Origin of the sequence: Pseudomonas sp. GD03862 (genome assembly GCF_029840855.1) — a bacterium.
GTDB classification, from domain to species: Bacteria; Pseudomonadota; Gammaproteobacteria; order Pseudomonadales; family Pseudomonadaceae; genus Aquipseudomonas; species Aquipseudomonas alloputida.
Map to the genome: position 1 here is coordinate 81988 of NZ_JAOCDI010000017.1, position 17054 is coordinate 99041.

The following is a 17054-nucleotide window of genomic DNA, read 5'->3' on the forward strand; positions in this document are numbered from 1 at the left end:
CATGACTGCTGCCAGGACCAAGACCTGGGTAAGACTGGCGATCACGCCAAATCCTGCAAGGTCGGCCAGGAGTGCAGGACTGCCAGTACCGTACAGCTCAGCTTCCTGACGCCTGGGCTGACCTTTGCTAAGCCACGACCTGCCGATACCTACGCGGTAGGCATAGCGACAGGCTCTCCCCCCGATCCATGGCGGCCTCCCCGCGTCTGATTCCCTCTTAATTTCACACCGTCGTTCCGCCTAGCAGCGGGGCGATGGCACGCGCCTGGGCGCTGATCTTTCGAGGAATCATTTGATGACTCCCCAACGTTTTCAGGGACGGATAACCACGGCCGTCCTGTTAATACTGCTGCCGGCTGTCTCGGCTCAGGCTGCAACGCTGTCGCTGGATGAAGCGCTGCAACTGGCTGAACGCAACGCTCCCTCTCTACAGGCCCGCCAGGAGCAGGCATCAGCTGCGCGCAGCGCGGTCATTCCAGCGGGCGAACTACCCGATCCGCGCCTGAATCTTGGGGTACAAAACCTGCCGGTTGAAGGCGCCGATCGCTGGAGCATGAACAGAGACTTCATGACCATGCAGGTGGTTGGCCTGTCCCAAGAAGTACCGAACCGGGACAAACGCAAAGCTCGCATAGAGACAGCGCAGGCCACGGTCGAGCGAGCCGATGCCGAGGCGAGCTTCGAACGCTTGAAGGTTAGGGCGGCAACCGCACAGGCTTGGGTTACTGCGTACACCGTGCAGCGAAAGCTTGAACAGTTCGACGCTTTCTACAAAGAGAACCAGCTGCTGGCTTCTACGGTACGAGCGCGCCTGGCCGGAGGCGCAGGCTCAACGGCCGATACGTTGGCTCCCAAACAGGAATTGGCACAGTTGGACGAGCAGAAAGATGTTTTGTTGAGTCAAGCAGCTCAAGCGCGAGCCGCGCTGAAGCGCTGGATTGGGCAGGACGCCGAAGTAGGCGCGCCGACCTTCCCTGTCTGGACTGTAGACGCAGCTGAATACCTGCACTCCGTCCATGCCCATCCGGAGCTCAATACCTACAACGCCATGACACGCGAGGCTCAAGCCCAGGTACACCAGGCTCAGGCGGAAAAGAAATCGGATTGGTCCTGGGGAGTGGATTATCAGCGCCGTGGTCCGGACTTCAGCAATATGGTCAGCCTGCAAGTCAGCTTCCAATTGCCATTGTTCACCAGCTCACGGCAAGACCCGATGATTGCGGCACGACGCGCACAAGTTCGCCAATTGGAAGATGAGCAGGACGCTGCCCTACGCGAGCATCAAGCCCAGCTTGAAACAGACCTTGCCGAGTACCAACGCTTGCAACGGGCAGTGCGGCGCAGTCGCGAAACACTTTTGCCCCTGGCCGAGGACCGGGTACGCCTCGCTCTGGCGGACTACCGCGCCGGTAAGTCGCCGTTGAGTGAAGTGCTGTCGGCACGCCGGCAGCGTGTGGAGGCACTGCTACAGGATGTGGACCTGCAAGGACAGTTGGCGGCAACAGCAGCGCGTCTGCATTTCGTTTATGGAGAGGTGCGGGCATGAGGAATAGGTCGATTGGTTTCGTCGTGGCTGCTGCCCTTGCTATTGGGATAGGCGCGGGCTTCTGGCTAGGTGGGAGAGGTGCGTATTCGCCATCGCAGCCAGTAGGTGAGGAAAAAAAAGCGCTGTACTGGTACGACCCGATGTATCCCCAGCAGCACTTCCCGGCGCCCGGAAAATCGCCGTTCATGGACATGCCGCTCGTGCCCAAGTATTCGGATGACACGGCTGGCGAGGAGCAGCCTGCGGTTCAGGTCTCGGCTGGGCTCCAGCAAAACCTTGGGATTCGATTGGCAACGGTGACGGCTGGCCGGCTAGAACGGACCCTAAGTGTGAGCGGCGTTCTGACGTTCGACGAACGCGACTTCAGCGTGTTGCAGGCCCGTACTGGCGGTTACGTCGAACGCGTCTATGGTCGAGCGACGGGCGACATCGTTGCCAAAGGGGCTCCTCTAGCCGATGTGCTGACCCCGGAGTGGGCGGGTTTGCAGGAGGAATACCTGGCGCTGCGGCATTCCGGTGACGCTCAGCTGACGGCGGCGGCACGACAGCGGCTCGTGCTCGCCGGCATGCCGGCCGACCTGATCAACCGGGTCGCGAGCACTGGGAAGGTGCAGCTTTCGGTCACACTCTCCGCACCCACTGCCGGTGTAATCCAGGCTCTCGATTTGCGACCCGGCATGACGCTGACGCCGGGGGCTACTTTGGCAAGGATCAATGGAGTGGCCAACGTCTGGCTGGAAGCGGCTGTGCCGGAAGCCCAGGCTCAAGGCCTTCGCGAAGGCCAGCCTGTGCAGGCGCAATTGCCAGCGTTCCCAGGCGATCCCATACCGGGCAAGTTGACTGCGCTATTGGCCGATGCCGATTTGCAGAGCCGCACGTTGCGCCTGCGTATCGAGTTGCCCAACCGAGATGGGCGGCTTCGTCCTGGGATGACCGCTCAAGTGGCTCTCCATCCCGGCGAGTCTGCCGAGCAAAGCCTCTTGGTGCCTGCCGAGGCGGTCATCCGCACCGGCAAGCGAGACCTGGTGATGCTGGCTGAAGACGGTGGTCGCTTCCGGCCGGTGGAAGTCGTGTTGGGCCAGGAGAGCAAAGGCCAAGTTGCGGTGTTGCAGGGTCTTCAGGCAGGACAGCGCATCGTCGCGTCCGGGCAATTCCTGTTGGACTCCGACGCTAATTTGAAAGGCATCGAGGCGGCGACGGTGCAGGATAGTCAGCCTAATGCGGGGCCAGCCCTGCATGAAGCGGATGGCCGTGTCGTGCAGATAGACGGCACCCAGCTCACCGTTGCCCACGGTCCTTTCATCACCCTGGGCATGCCAGGGATGACCATGACCTTCCCTGTGGCTGAGCAGTCTCTCCTTGATGGCCTCAAGATCGGTGCGCAGATTCGCTTTGGCATACGCGAACGGGACGAGGGCATGGTCGTTGAGCAGATCAAAGTGTTGGAGGGCCAACCATGATTGCCAAACTGATCCGCTGGTCGGTAGGCAACCGTGTGCTGGTGCTCCTCGCCACGCTGTTTCTGGTGGCATGGGGCTTCGTCTCGGTGCGTAGCCTACCAATCGACGCCTTGCCCGACCTGTCGGACGTGCAGGTGATCATCCGCACGTCCTACCCAGGCCAGGCTCCCCAGATCGTTGAGAATCAGGTGACCTATCCGCTGACCACTACCATGCTCTCGGTTCCGGGGGCCAAAACGGTTCGCGGCTTCTCCGCCTTCGGTGACAGCTTCGTCTATGTGCTGTTCGAGGACGGCACCGATCTGTATTGGGCGCGCTCACGGGTGCTTGAGTACCTGAGCCAGGCGCAATCGCGATTACCTGCGGCAGCCAAGCCGGTACTGGGCCCTGACGCCACCGGGGTGGGCTGGATTTATCAGTATGCGTTGGTCGATCGCAACGGCGGCCATGACCTGTCGCAACTGCGCAGCCTGCAGGACTGGTTCCTGCGCTTTGAACTCAAGACGCTGCCGGATGTCGCTGAGGTGGCCACCATCGGCGGTATGGTCAAGCAGTACCAAGTCGTCCTCGATCCGCTGCGTATGGCCAGCCTCGGTATCACCCAGGCTGAGGTGGTGGAGGCTATAGGCAAGGCCAACCAGGAGACCGGTGGCGGTGTATTGGAGCAAGGCGAAGCGGAACTCATGGTACGTGCGGCCGGTTACCTGCGATCGCTGGATGATTTCAGAGCGATACCCCTGCGACTGGCTACCAAGGGCGTGCCGGTGATATTAGGCGACGTCGCTACGGTGCAGATAGGTCCGGAAGCCCGCAGAGGCATAGGCGAACTGGACGGCCTCGGCGAAGCCGTAGGAGGTGTGGTGATCCTGCGCAGCGGGAAGAATGCTCGTGAGGCCATCGCGCACGTCAAGGCCAAGCTGGAAACCCTGAAGAAAGCCCTGCCAGCCGGGGTGGAACTTGTCACCGTCTACGACCGCAGCCAGTTGATAGACCGTGCCGTGGAGAACCTCAGTCACAAGCTGATCGAGGAATTCGTGGTAGTGGCGTTGGTATGCGCAGCGTTTCTCTGGCACCTGCGCTCGTCGTTGGTGGCTATCGTGTCGCTGCCCGTGGGAATCCTGATTGCGCTGATCGTCATGCGTCATCAGGGCATCAACGCCAACATCATGTCCCTTGGCGGAATCGCTATTGCCATCGGTGCAATGGTGGACGCTGCCGTGGTCATGATCGAGAACGCCCACAAACGTGTTGAGGCTTGGCATGCCCGGCATCCTGGTCAACCGTTGCGAGGCGAAGCGCATTGGAGGGTAATGACAGAGGCGGCCGTCGAGGTAGGACCGGCACTGTTCTTCAGCCTCATGATCATCACGCTTTCGTTCATCCCGGTGTTCACGCTGCAAGCCCAGGAAGGGCGACTCTTTGCACCCCTGGCGTTTACCAAGACCTACGCAATGGCAGCGGCGGCTGGGTTATCAGTGACACTGATACCGGTGCTGATGGGGTACTGGATCAGAGGGCCACTTCCTGCGGAACAGCGCAACCCGCTCAACCGGGGCCTCATCCGGCTGTACCGTCCGGCATTGGAGGTCGTCCTGCGCCGGCCTCTGGTTACCCTCGCTGGAGCATTGCTCATCCTGCTCAGCAGTCTGTGGCCCTTGAATCATCTTGGGGGCGAGTTCCTTCCTCCGCTCGATGAAGGTGATCTGCTCTACATGCCTTCAGCCTTGCCTGGACTCTCGGCGCAGAAAGCTTCAGAGCTGTTGCAGCGAACGGATCGTCTGATTCGCACCGTTCCCGAAGTGGCCAGTGTCTTTGGTAAAGCCGGCCGCGCCGAGTCAGCTACCGACCCGGCACCGCTGGAGATGTTCGAGACCACCGTTCGGCTCAAGCCCAAGAGTGAATGGCGTCCAGGAATGACCACGGAAAAGCTCATCGAGGAGCTTGACCGCACTGTGCGTGTGCCTGGGCTGACCAACATCTGGATCCCGCCCATCCGCAACCGCATCGATATGCTGGCCACCGGCATCAAGAGCCCAATCGGCGCCAAGGTTGCCGGCAGTGACCTGGACCAGATAGACCGGGCTACCCTCGCTGTGGAGCGGGCAGCGAAAAAGGTACCTGGAGTGACTTCGGCGCTGGCAGAGCGTTTGACTGGTGGCCGCTACATTGATCTGGATATCGACCGCCATGGCGCTGCCCGTTACGGTCTGAACATCACCGACGTACAGGCCATCGTGGCCGGCGCCATTGGTGGCGAAACCATCGGGGAAACGGTTGAAGGCTTGGCCCGATATCCCATCAGCGTGCGCTATCCACGCGAATGGCGTGATTCGGTGGAGGCGTTGCGTCAGCTGCCGATCTACACCTCGCAGGGCGGCCAGCTGACGCTCGGCAGCGTGGCGCGCATACGTATCACCGATGGTCCGCCAATGCTGAAGAGCGAGAATGCTCGCCCCTCGGGCTGGGTGTACATCGATGTGCGCGGCCGGGACCTTTCGTCTGTTGTTGCAGACCTACGCCAAGCGATCGACAGCGAGGTAAAGCTCGATCCAGGTATGAGCTTGAGCTACTCCGGCCAGTTCGAATACCTGGAGCGGGCGAACGCCCGTCTGGCCTGGGTGGTGCCAGCGACGCTGGCCATTATCTTCGTGCTGCTCTACCTGACCTTTGGCCGCCTCGGTGAGGCGCTGCTCATCATGGGCACGCTACCGATCGCGCTAACCGGAGGCGTTTGGCTGCTGTACCTGCTGGGCTACAACCTGTCGGTGGCCACTGGCGTTGGTTTCATCGCCCTGGCCGGCGTAGCGGCGGAGTTTGGGGTGATCATGCTCATCTACCTGAATAACGCTTGGGCTGAGCGTCAGGCCAAAGGCGAAAGCACACGAGCAGCGCTGCTCGACGCGATCCGTGAGGGCGCGGTGCAACGCATCAGGCCCAAGGCAATGACTGTGGCGGTCATCGTTGGAGGCCTGCTTCCCATCCTCTGGAGCAGCGGTACCGGCAGCGAGGTCATGAGCCGCATCGCGGTGCCCATGGTGGGCGGCATGCTCACCGCCCCCTTGCTTTCCCTTTTTGTAATCCCAGCGGCGTACTGGCTGATCCGTCGCCGCGAACTTGCTGTAGCTACCCTCAACCTCTCAGGAGAAATCCAGTGAAAAAGCTAATTGTCATCGCAGGCCTGGTCACCGCTTTCGTCGCCAGTGCGCATGCCCAGGACATGGATGGAATGGACATGAAGAAGATGCCAGCCTCCGCCGAGGGTGGCCAAGGCAGCCAGGCGGCACCCACTGCGCATGCTGAGGGGACAATAAAGGCGCTGGATCCTCAAAGCGGGAAAATCACCTTGGCGCACGGCCCGGTAGCAGAGCTCAAATGGCCGGCGATGACCATGGGCTTCCAAGCTGAGTCTGCACAGCTGAAGGGCTTGAACGTAGGAGACAAGGTGAAATTTGGGTTCCGTATGGAGGGAAGTGTCGCGAAAATCGTGAGCATCCAGAAGCAGTGATTGAAAAGCCTTGGATGATCGGGCACGCCTTCATACCGAGATGATTCGGACAAGCTTACAGAAATGTAATCAATCTTCAGGCCCCCGTCAGGTCGAACGCTACATACCGTCATGAGACGGTGCACTGGCATCTCATCGACCCGATACCGGAGATATGATCATGAACAGTAGCTTTGATGAATGCATCTCGGAATGCATGCGCTGCGCGCTGGCCTGTGAAGTCTGCGCGTCAGCCTGCCTGCGAGAGCAGGACGTAAAAATGATGGCTGACTGCATCAGGCTGGACAGGGATTGCGCAGATATGTGCAAGCTGGCGGCCACCTTGATGACACGAGAAAGCATGCTCGCCAAGGAATTTTGTGCGTTGTGCGCAAGGATTTGCCGCGCCTGCGGGGAGGCGTGCGGTAAGCATAAGGCAGACCACTGTCAGCATTGCGCACAGACCTGTTTGGCCTGCGCTGCATCCTGCGAAGCAATGGCTGCGTAAGCGTTTTCGCCCAGTCAGCTTTCCATGCGCCTGACAAAGGATATGGATACGTCGTTAACCGTCTGGCTAGGGAGACGGGTAGACCGCTGATGTTGAGCATGCGCTCTGGCGGAGCCTAGCTTGGGTAGCCATTCACCAAGGCGCTGCCTTACGGATCTGATGACAAAAAAGCCCGCCTCGGCGGCGGGCTATCAGATGTCTCCCAGGGGAGGCTGTAGGCCAACAAGTCTCGGAGCAAGCATTTGTAGGATACGCCTCTTGGCTCACGCCCACCAGCCAGCTTCGGCCGGAGCGAATGGTTCTACGTCGAGGGCATTGGAAACGGCTTATGTAGGCCCCGTCAATTGGCAGGGCAATCCGCAAAGACAAAGCAGGCCGATTATCCCCTGGCGGTATACCCCCAGGCAGAGTCAAAGGCAAAGCTAGGGGGGAAATCTAGCGGGTACCCCGATTTGAGGGCAGAATCACCAGCTTCACCTACGTTGCACTGGGTTGAGGGGCAGTTTGAAACTGCTATCTAGCGCGACAGCGACCATCGCCGCCATGAGCAAGAGCATCACAGGTGCGCCTTGAGTACTCAGCACAAAGGCCGTAGTAAACGGCCCCGCGGCCTGCGCCAAGACCATTGGGCGAGCTAATGCTCCCATGCGTGCGCGATACCCTTGCCAAACAGCACCAGAGGCAGGATGACTCTGGCAATAGTGAGAATCCCGATGCCGGCGCCCTACAGCGCTGCTGCAGGGAATGCCAGCCAAGGCACGCCAGGAATGAATAAGCAGATGCCGATGAAGCTCACCAACACGCCGGCACGGCCGACCAGGTTGGGTGAAGATGCCGAGCAAGCGAGAACTCCAATACTCTTGCCACCACCTGGGCCGGCCCAATGACCATCCCAACCGCCAACACCGTGACCGTTGGAAGGCCAAGTTCCTTGAGCGAGGTGAGAAGATGCACAGAGAGGGTGGCCATGACGAAGGCAATGACCGTGAGTAGCCCTGCAACGAACCAGAAAAGCCGGCGGGCGCCATCATCGTTGAGCGGCGACTGAGCCTGCTTGGTGCTGTAGTCGGGAAATTAACCTCATCGCCGGCGCACAGTATCAGAGGTAAGCCATGGCGCTGTTAAAAACAATGTCCGCTGAGCGTGCGTCAGCTCTGGCATACGCTTGGCCTTCCGTTACCTGTTGATAATCTATGCTATACCTCATGTCCAGCACACCTCATACGTTTAGTGAGGAAACGCGCGCTAAGGGTCAAAAACAGTATGGCTCGACTTACATGCATGATCCCTGGCTCTGTTTTCATGACTAAGTAGCGGGCGATCAACGCTTCTCAAGCACATAGCCCACACCGCGAAGCGTATGGATCAGCTTCGTCTCGAAAGGGTCATCGATCTTGGCTCTAAGTCTTCGAACCGACACTTCTACAACGTTTGTATCGCAGTCGAAGTTCATATCCCAGACCTGTGAGATGATCTGTGTGCGGCTGAGCACCACGCCGGTATTGCGCATTAGGTAGTGCAGAAGTGCAAACTCTTTCGTCGTCAGATCAATACGCTGGCCGTCCCTGAAGGCCCTGTGACGGCTCTGGTCTAGCTCCAGGTCAGCGACACGAATGATCTCCACAGATGCAGGGTGTTCAGACCTGCGCATTAAGGCGCGAACCCGGGCTAGCAGTTCTGGGAACTCAAATGGTTTGATCAGGTAGTCATCTGCACCGTTCTCCAAACCCCGGACCTTATCTGCCAAACGACTTCTCGCCGTGAGCATCATGATGCGGGAGGGGCAATTCTTACGCCTCAAAAGCTCAAGTACCTGCCACCCATCCATTTCTGGCAGATTGATATCAAGAATAATCAACTCGTATTCGTGTTGCTTGGCTTGGAATAGCCCATCTGACCCGGTATGCACGCAATCGACGACATAACCGCATTCTGTAAGGCCTTGACGCACATATTCCGCAGTTTTTACTTCGTCCTCAATTACCAGAATTCGCATGGGATTTTGTCTCGATATCACTGAGCAATTAACCGCGCACGCGCGCCGGCATTATTGAAAGGAATGGTAAATCAAAATGAGCGGGGTGGGGCCTAAATGACGGATTTGTAATTTCCAGGTAATATGATTGATAGTCTGGAGGTATATCTTTTCGCGGTTTGGGTTTGACAGGTGCGGGCCCTCTCTCCAATAGGTAATTTGACCTTATGAAGTATGTGGTTGTTTTCTTCTTTGTGTTGACTTTGTTCCGTTCAGATGACGGCGAAGTTACTCATGTCGAGGAAACTGGTCATTGGTGCAGCCATGAGTTTCACCGGCATGCAATGCGTACACTCGAACGGTTGATTGAATTTTAGGTAAAAAAAAGGCGCCCAAAGGGCGCCAAATATCCACCTTTTACCAAAGGAGCACTTAAGCCACTCAAGGTGAATTCGTAATGCACATTTTTCTGAAGAGACCAGTTTACGAATAAACTGATCCCCTTAGAGAATCACAGGATCGAAAGCGGGTACTCAATGATCACACGAGTTTCATCCAGATCCGATTCGAATGCAGTGGCACGCGTGGTGGCCTGGCGCAACCGGAAGGACAGGTCTTTTGCTGGACCGGTTTGCACGACATATTTAACCTCTACGTCACGCTCCCAACGTTTCTGATTGGTTAGCGGATCACCGTTGGCGTCGGTGCGCATGTAGAACTGGTTGGCGTTCGAGTAGTCTGCGCCCGAGCCTCTGGCGTAGCGGGTCATGAACGTCAGACCAGGAATGCCATAGCTGGTGAAGTTCAGGTCGTAGCGCAGCATCCAGGAACGCTCTTTCGGTGAGTTGAAGTCGCTGTACTGGATAGAGTTGTCGACGAAAATCGAGTCTGACTGACGCAGGTAGTCGAAATCATCGTCGCCGTTGTTGCGTTGGTGCGACAGGGCCAGGGTGTGAGCGCCGTAACGGACCCCGACCTTGGCACTCCAGATATCGTTGTCAAACTCGCCTAGGCGCTGCTTCCCTTCATCCACGGCTTTGTAATAGTTGAAGCCGCCAATCAGCGCAAGGTCGTCATTCAGTGGATAGGCGAAGCTGGTGCCAGCGTAGTACTGGTTCCAGACTTCTTTCAACTGACTGGCGTATACGCTCACGGTCCAGTTATCGTTGATCGCGTAATCACCGCCACCGTAGCCTACCCAAGGCGAGTTAACCGGGCCACCGTAGAAAGTTGCGAAGTTATCATTCAGATTGCTGGAGACCGGCTGGCTCATCGCATGCAGTCGGCCACCCTGCAGGGTGAGGCCCTGGATGCTGGTGTTCTCAACGGTCACACCGCGGAAGCTTTCAGGCAACAGGCGCGAGTCGCCTGATGCAACAACTGGCGTCGACGGGAAAACATCACCCACTTTCACGACCGTATCAAACAAGCGAACTTTAGCCGCCCCGCCAACCTTGGTGTATTCGTCGCGAGCTTCGCCTTTGTTATCAACAGGCATGACGTCGAATGAACTACGACCGCCGTTGCGCCCGTCACCAGTATCGAGCTTAAGCCCTATCATGGCAAAGGCATCAACACCAACGCCGACCGTCCCTTGGGTAAAACCAGAGTTGAATTTGGTGATGATCCCGTGCGCCCAGGCCTCGGAGTAGCCATTGGTGTTGCCCTTGCCGCTGTTGTAAGTGGGGGCTGAGCTGTCGCGGTTATCACGATTGAAATAGAAGTTGCGGTTGAGCACTGTAAGGCTGCTACCTTCGATGAAACCTTCGGGCTTATCTTCAGCTTGAGCAGTAACTGCATAGCTTCCAGACAGCGCCGAAACTGCCGCCAAATACAGTGGTACTTTGATTTTCATCCGATGCTCCTTTGATTTACGGCAGTTTTTATTATGTTTTCCGGCGCGGGTGTCGTTATAAGTTCTGAGCCGACGGCGCGCCTCGCGTAGCGCCGAGCTCATATTTGCAGGCGGAAGATAACGGGATGGTGATAGGAAAATTACAATTTCGTCATCTGGTCGTTATTTTGGTCATTGACGCCGCATGCTAGCCATCTCTCGCGTTCGCAATGAAATTCGGTGGTTCGACTGTGTCATCAGCGTTTTCGGGCATTACAAGCTTTTCTTACGAAATTGTAATTTTCTAGCCACCCCTCTGATAGCTACCGCTCTTTAGAGTGCCATCACCTAATCCAGTGGGGCTTGGCAGCTATTTCGGCGTTCTGGCCAAGCTAACGAAGTTTGTGCACGAGGACCAAGAAAGTGCTCCGGTATAACCGCAATGTCTTATCCAAGACCTACGTCTCACCGTGGAAAATTGCCGCTCTCTGTGCGGTGATTTCCGGGTTGCTGGCACCCACCGCATTTGCCCAAAGCATCAGCTTGCCCCAAGCGCTGTCGACGGCAATGGATGCCAACCCAGACCTCGCGGCGGCACGTCAGGAAATCGGCATCGCGGACGGTGCGCGCAAGCAAGCCGGGCTGATTCCAAACCCCGAAATCTCGTATGAGATGGAGGACACACGGCGTAACACCAGCACAACGACCGTTACGCTAAGTCAGACCTTGGAGCTCGGTGGTAAGCGGGGAGCCCGCGTAGATGTCGCCACATACGGCCAGAGTGTTGCACAACTGGAACTGGACCGACGCGTGAATGGTCTGCGTGCAGACGTCGTGCAGGCGTTTTACGCTGCATTACGAGCCCAAACCGGACTCGACCTCGCTAAACAGTCCCTTGAACTTACTGAGCGCGGCCTTCGCATTGTCGATGGTCGAGTTCGCGCAGGTAAATCTTCACCTGTGGAGGCTACCCGCGCCCAGGTTCAACTGGCTGAAGCCCGGTTGCAGGTCCGTCGCGCCGAAACGGAAAAAGCGAATGCTTACCAGCAACTCGCCCAAGTCACGGGGAGTTCTGTGACCATATTCGATCGCCTTGAATCACCAACCTTGTCTCCTGGCTTGCCGCCGCGCACTGAAGAGTTGCTGGCAAAGCTCGATCAGACTCCGGAAATGCGGCAGGCAGTGGTGGAGATTGATAAGAGCGATGCCTCGCTTGGCGCAGAAAAAGCTCAGCGTATTCCAAACCTCACGGTAAGCGTGGGTAGCCAGTACGACCGCTCGGTGCGCGAGCGAGTCAATGTCGTTGGTCTGTCCATGCCTTTGCCGCTGTTTGATCGTAACCAAGGCAACATTCTTTCCGCTTCTCGACGTGCCGATCAGGCCCGCGACCTGCGTAACGCTGTCGAGTTGAGACTGCGCGCCCAAACCCAAACCGCGCTGAACCAGTGGTCCACCGCCATGCAAGAAGTTGAGTCCTACGACAAGACCATTCTGCCCTCAGCCCAGCAGGCCGTGGATACCGCAACCCGCGGATTCGAGATGGGGAAATTCGGCTTTATCGAAGTACTGGACGCCCAGCGCACCTTGATCCTTGCTCGTGGCCAGTATCTCGACTCGCTGGCAGCGGCGACCAATGCGCGTGCGCAAGTAGAAAGGGTTTATGGCGAAGTAGGCTCGACCGCCGGCGCACGCTGAACGGGGCATACATTTTTCTCGGCACTCGGCGTTTAAACCTGCCGGTGCCTACGATCAGCAGGAGTAGCAATGGAAAACAAACGCAAGATCGCCCTCGCGGTAGCCGCTGTGGCAATCCTTGGATTTGGCAGCCTCGCCTGGAACAGCAGTTCCGATCAACAAGCGGCGACTAACGCAGAACATGGTGCTGACGATGGTCATGGCCATGACAAGAAGGCCGGATCAGCTAACAAAGAGAACAGTGAAGCGGAGCATAGTGAAGATGGGCACGGTGAAGAAGGTCATGGCGAGGAGGGCCACAGTGAAGAGGGCGGTGAGGAAGAAGGTAAGCTAACCCTTAGTGCTGAACAGATCAAAGCAGCTGGCGTGACTCTGGAATCGGCAGCGCCTCGTGATTTGGGAACCGTCGTGAGCTTCCCGGGTGAGATTCGTTTTGACGAGGACCGCACTGCGCACGTTGTTCCTCGCGTTCCAGGCGTTGTCGAAACAGTCCAGGCGAATTTGGGTGAGTCCGTCAAGAAGGGTCAAGTCCTTGCGGTGATTGCCAGCCAGCAGATCTCTGACCTGCGCAGCGAGCAACAAGCCGCTCAGCGTCGTGTCGAACTTGCGCGCGTGACTTTTAGCCGAGAGAAGCAGCTCTGGCAGGACAAGATTTCTGCGGAGCAGGACTACCTCCAGGCTCGCCAGGCGCTGCAGGAAGCCGAAATCTCTCTGGCCAACGCCAAGCAAAAAGTCAGCGCGATCGGTGCCTCGGTCAATTCGGTAGGCGGTAACCGTTACGAACTCAGGGCTCCCTTTGACGCCGTAGTGGTGGAGAAACACTTGACCGTCGGGGAAGTCGTCAGCGAGGCGACTAACGCCTTTATTCTGTCCGACCTTAACCAAGTTTGGGCCACTTTCGCTGTACCGCCTTCCGATTTGGCCAAGGTCACTACCGGCCGCGCCGTGAAGGTTTCCTCACCTGACATGAACGTGGAGGTCGAGGGCAAGGTGGGTTATGTCGGCAGCCTGTTGGGCGAGCAAAACCGAGCAGCGACCGTCCGCGTTACGTTGACCAATCCCAACGGGGCCTGGCGTCCTGGTCTTTTCGTGAACATCGCAGTCACGTCCCAGACTGATCGCGTGGCGGTGGCTGTCCCGGAACACGCCGTGCAGACCGTTGAGGACAAACCATCGGTCTTCGTACGCACCGCCGAGGGCTTCGACACCCGCCCAGTAAAGCTGGGCCGCCGTGACAGTGGGTACGTGGAAATCACGGACGGCATCGAAGCGGGCGCTCAAGTGGCTACCAATGGCAGCTTCACACTCAAGTCTGAGCTCGGCAAAGCCTCTGCCGAGCACAGTCACTGATGCGAACTGACAGGATGATTTCTTATGTTTGAACGTATCATCAGATTTGCCATTGAACAGCGGATCGTTGTAATGATCGCGGTCCTGATCATGGCCGGTATCGGCATCTACAGCTACCAAAAGCTGCCGATCGATGCCGTTCCTGACATTACCAACGTCCAGGTGCAGATCAACACTGCAGCGCCTGGCTATTCCCCATTGGAAACCGAGCAACGGATCACGTTTCCAGTTGAAACGGCCATGGCTGGTCTTCCAGGTCTTCAGCAGACCCGTTCGCTGTCTCGCTCGGGCCTGTCTCAGGTGACCGTGATTTTCAAGGACGGCACCGACATCTTCTTTGCCCGCCAGCTGATCAATGAGCGGCTACAGGTTGCAAAGGAACAGCTGCCAGAGGGCGTAGATGCCGTCATGGGCCCGGTCTCAACCGGCCTCGGCGAAATTTTCCTGTGGACCGTTGAAGCCGAAGAGGGCGCGGTCAAAGAAGACGGTACGCCCTACACGCCCACCGACCTGCGGGTAATCCAGGACTGGATCATCAAGCCTCAGCTGCGCAACGTACCTGGCGTGGCAGAGATCAATACCATCGGTGGCTTTGCCAAGCAGTTCCTGGTTGCGCCGGATCCGAAGCGCCTGGCTACCTACAAGTTGACCCTGAATGATCTGGTAGCCGCGTTGGAAAGCAACAACGCCAACGTAGGCGCCGGTTACATCGAGCGTAATGGTGAGCAGTTGCTCATTCGTGCACCGGGCCAAGTCGGCAACATCGAAGACATCGCCAACATCGTAATCACCAGTGTGGATGGTGCACCGATTCGCATCAGCAACGTCGCCGACGTCAGCATCGGTAAGGAGCTTCGTACTGGTGCTGCCACTGAGAATGGCCGCGAGGTCGTGCTCGGTACAGTATTCATGCTGATCGGTGAGAACAGCCGCACTGTGTCCCAAGCTGTCGCAGCGAAGCTTGCGGACATCAACCGTACTCTGCCAAAGGGCGTGGTTGCGGTCACCGTTTACGATCGTACCAACTTGGTTGAAAAAGCCATTGCGACGGTGAAGAAGAACTTGGTTGAAGGTGCGATCCTGGTTATCGCCATTCTGTTCCTGTTCCTCGGCAACATCCGTGCAGCGTTGATCACCGCGATGGTGATCCCGCTGTCCATGCTGTTCACCTTCACAGGGATGTTCAATAACAAGGTCAGTGCCAACCTAATGAGTTTGGGCGCACTCGACTTCGGCATCATCGTCGACGGGGCCGTGGTCATCGTGGAGAACGCGATCCGTCGATTAGCACATGCGCAGCACAAACATGGCCGTATGCTCACCAAAACCGAACGCTTCCATGAGGTCTTTGCTGCTGCCCGCGAAGCGCGTCGGCCACTGATCTTCGGGCAACTGATCATTATGGTGGTGTACCTGCCTATCTTCGCCCTCACCGGCGTGGAGGGCAAAATGTTCCACCCCATGGCATTCACCGTTGTGATGGCGCTATTGGGTGCAATGATCCTCTCCGTTACCTTCGTGCCGGCAGCGATCGCCATGTTCGTCACTGGCAAGGTCAAGGAGGAAGAGGGCGTTGTTATGCGCACTGCGCGGCTGCGTTATGAGCCTGTGCTGCAGTGGGTGCTTGGGCATCGGAATATCGCTTTCTCCTCAGCAGTAGCACTGGTCGTTCTCAGCGGTGTACTTGCCAGTCGCATGGGGAGCGAGTTCATCCCAAGTCTCAGTGAGGGGGACTTCGCTCTTCAAGCCTTGCGCGTACCTGGTACTAGCCTCAGCCAGTCGGTGGACATGCAGGAGCGTTTGGAAAAAGCAGTCATCGAGCAGGTACCGGAAGTTGAGCGTATGTTCGGCCGAACCGGTACGGCTGAAATCGCCTCTGACCCAATGCCACCGAATATCTCCGATGCTTACGTCATGCTCAAACCAAAGGACCAATGGGCCGATCCCGACAAGTCGCGGGAGGAGCTCATTGCCGAGGTTCAAAAGGCGGCAGCCAGTGTCCCGGGCAGTAACTATGAACTCTCCCAGCCTATCCAGCTTCGTTTCAACGAACTGATCTCCGGGGTGCGCAGCGATGTTGCGGTGAAGGTTTATGGTGACGACATGGACGTGCTCAACAGCACGGCCAATAAGATCGCCGCAGCGCTCAAAGCGGTACCAGGCTCCTCGGAGGTCAAGGTTGAGCAGACCACAGGTCTGCCAGTGCTGACCATTAACATCGACCGGGAAAAAGTAGCACGCTACGGCCTGAACATTGCGGACGTGCAGAATTCGATCGCGATTGCTGTGGGTGGTCGTACAGCGGGAACGTTGTACGAGGGTGATCGCCGATTCGACATGGTGGTGCGCCTGCCTGAGGCTGTACGCACCGACGTCGCGGGTATGTCTAGTTTGCTGATTCCTGTGCCTGCCAATGCGGCTCAGGACGCTAATCAGATCGGTTTCATTCCACTTTCGCAGGTCGCTAAGCTGGACTTGCAGTTGGGCCCGAACCAGATCAGCCGCGAGAACGGTAAGCGCTTGGTTATTGTAAGCGCCAACGTCCGGGGCCGTGACCTTGGGTCGTTCGTTGATGAGGCGGCATCTACCTTGTCAACGAAGGTGGAAATTCCAGCAGGCTACTGGACCAGTTGGGGCGGTCAGTTCGAGCAGCTGCAGTCGGCAGCCAAGCGCCTGCAGATTGTGGTTCCGGTTGCCTTACTGCTGGTAATGACCTTGCTGTTCTTGATGTTCAACAACCTGAAGGACGGCATGCTGGTCTTCACCGGTATTCCATTCGCTCTCACTGGCGGGGTCGTGGCCCTTTGGCTGCGTGATATCCCGCTCTCGATCTCGGCAGGGGTAGGCTTCATCGCACTCTCCGGCGTCGCGGTACTGAACGGCCTGGTGATGATTGCCTTCATTCGCGGATTGCGAGAAGAGGGGCGAACGCTCAGGCAGGCAGTCGATGAAGGCGCACTCACCCGACTGCGACCAGTGTTGATGACAGCCTTGGTGGCGTCCCTGGGCTTCATCCCAATGGCCTTGGCCACCGGTACCGGTGCGGAGGTTCAACGGCCTCTGGCTACAGTGGTAATTGGTGGGATCCTTTCCTCCACCGCGCTGACTTTGCTGGTCCTGCCGGCCCTGTATCATTGGGCACATCGCAAGGATGAAGACGGCGACGAGGCAGAAGCCGTAAGCTGATTCCCCCAGATACAAA

10 protein-coding genes are annotated in these 17054 nt (G+C 57.7%); 8 read left to right on the plus strand and 2 right to left on the minus strand.

The window, feature by feature from the left end; all coding sequences use genetic code 11:
- Window positions 1-295: 295 nt before the first annotated feature.
- From N5D53_RS13540 to N5D53_RS13560, 5 genes are all read left to right on the plus strand, one after another.
- A complete protein-coding gene (locus tag N5D53_RS13540; RefSeq protein ID WP_129931846.1) occupies window positions 296-1546 on the plus strand; it encodes a TolC family protein in 1251 nt (416 codons plus the stop codon).
- The gene (locus N5D53_RS13545) at window positions 1543-3006 is read left to right on the plus strand and encodes an efflux RND transporter periplasmic adaptor subunit (protein WP_129931845.1); all 1464 of its coding nucleotides are present in this window, start codon (window positions 1543-1545) and stop codon (window positions 3004-3006) included. The genes N5D53_RS13540 and N5D53_RS13545 overlap by 4 nt, the downstream gene beginning before the upstream one ends.
- A complete protein-coding gene (locus N5D53_RS13550) occupies window positions 3003-6161 on the plus strand; it encodes an efflux RND transporter permease subunit (RefSeq protein WP_241799393.1) in 3159 nt (1052 codons plus the stop codon). Before N5D53_RS13545 ends, N5D53_RS13550 begins: the two co-directional genes overlap by 4 nt.
- On the plus strand, window positions 6158-6511 hold the full coding sequence (locus tag N5D53_RS13555; RefSeq protein ID WP_129931843.1) for a copper-binding protein: 354 nt from the start codon (window positions 6158-6160) through the stop codon (window positions 6509-6511). Before N5D53_RS13550 ends, N5D53_RS13555 begins: the two co-directional genes overlap by 4 nt.
- A gap of 160 nt (window positions 6512-6671) precedes the next feature.
- Window positions 6672-6998 (plus strand): four-helix bundle copper-binding protein, encoded by a 327-nt coding sequence (locus tag N5D53_RS13560; RefSeq protein WP_129931842.1) that lies wholly within the window; start codon window positions 6672-6674, stop codon window positions 6996-6998.
- Between the two features lie 1321 nt (window positions 6999-8319).
- Here the strand turns inward: N5D53_RS13560 and N5D53_RS13565 are convergent.
- Complete coding sequence (locus N5D53_RS13565) at window positions 8320-8994, minus strand: heavy metal response regulator transcription factor (RefSeq protein WP_129931841.1); 675 nt, start codon at window positions 8992-8994, stop codon at window positions 8320-8322.
- A gap of 490 nt (window positions 8995-9484) precedes the next feature.
- Window positions 9485-10828, minus strand: coding sequence for an OprD family porin (locus tag N5D53_RS13570; RefSeq protein ID WP_013974881.1), 1344 nt, complete (start codon window positions 10826-10828; stop codon window positions 9485-9487).
- A gap of 402 nt (window positions 10829-11230) precedes the next feature.
- Between N5D53_RS13570 and N5D53_RS13575 the strand changes: the two genes are divergently transcribed.
- The 3 genes from N5D53_RS13575 (at window position 11231) to N5D53_RS13585 (ending at window position 17038) form a co-directional block, all read left to right on the plus strand.
- A complete protein-coding gene (locus tag N5D53_RS13575; RefSeq protein ID WP_080563836.1) occupies window positions 11231-12502 on the plus strand; it encodes a TolC family protein in 1272 nt (423 codons plus the stop codon).
- Between the two features lie 69 nt (window positions 12503-12571).
- Entirely contained in the window at window positions 12572-13852 is a 1281-nt protein-coding gene (locus N5D53_RS13580) for an efflux RND transporter periplasmic adaptor subunit (protein ID WP_129931840.1), read from the plus strand.
- A gap of 24 nt (window positions 13853-13876) precedes the next feature.
- Complete coding sequence (locus N5D53_RS13585; RefSeq protein ID WP_129931839.1) at window positions 13877-17038, plus strand: CusA/CzcA family heavy metal efflux RND transporter; 3162 nt, start codon at window positions 13877-13879, stop codon at window positions 17036-17038.
- Window positions 17039-17054: the final 16 nt, after the last annotated feature.

Bases quoted from the DNA above. Each gene is read 5' to 3' on its own strand.
- N5D53_RS13560 (WP_129931842.1), top strand. From the start codon at position 6,672: ATGAACAGTAGCTTTGATGAATGCATCTCGGAATGCATGCGCTGCGCG.
- N5D53_RS13585 (WP_129931839.1), top strand. From the start codon at position 13,877: ATGTTTGAACGTATCATCAGATTTGCCATTGAACAGCGGATCGTTGTA.
- N5D53_RS13545 (WP_129931845.1), top strand. From the start codon at position 1,543: ATGAGGAATAGGTCGATTGGTTTCGTCGTGGCTGCTGCCCTTGCTATT.
- N5D53_RS13565 (WP_129931841.1), bottom strand. From the start codon at position 8,994: ATGCGAATTCTGGTAATTGAGGACGAAGTAAAAACTGCGGAATATGTG.
- N5D53_RS13580 (WP_129931840.1), top strand. From the start codon at position 12,572: ATGGAAAACAAACGCAAGATCGCCCTCGCGGTAGCCGCTGTGGCAATC.
- N5D53_RS13540 (WP_129931846.1), top strand. From the start codon at position 296: ATGACTCCCCAACGTTTTCAGGGACGGATAACCACGGCCGTCCTGTTA.
- N5D53_RS13550 (WP_241799393.1), top strand. From the start codon at position 3,003: ATGATTGCCAAACTGATCCGCTGGTCGGTAGGCAACCGTGTGCTGGTG.
- N5D53_RS13570 (WP_013974881.1), bottom strand. From the start codon at position 10,828: ATGAAAATCAAAGTACCACTGTATTTGGCGGCAGTTTCGGCGCTGTCT.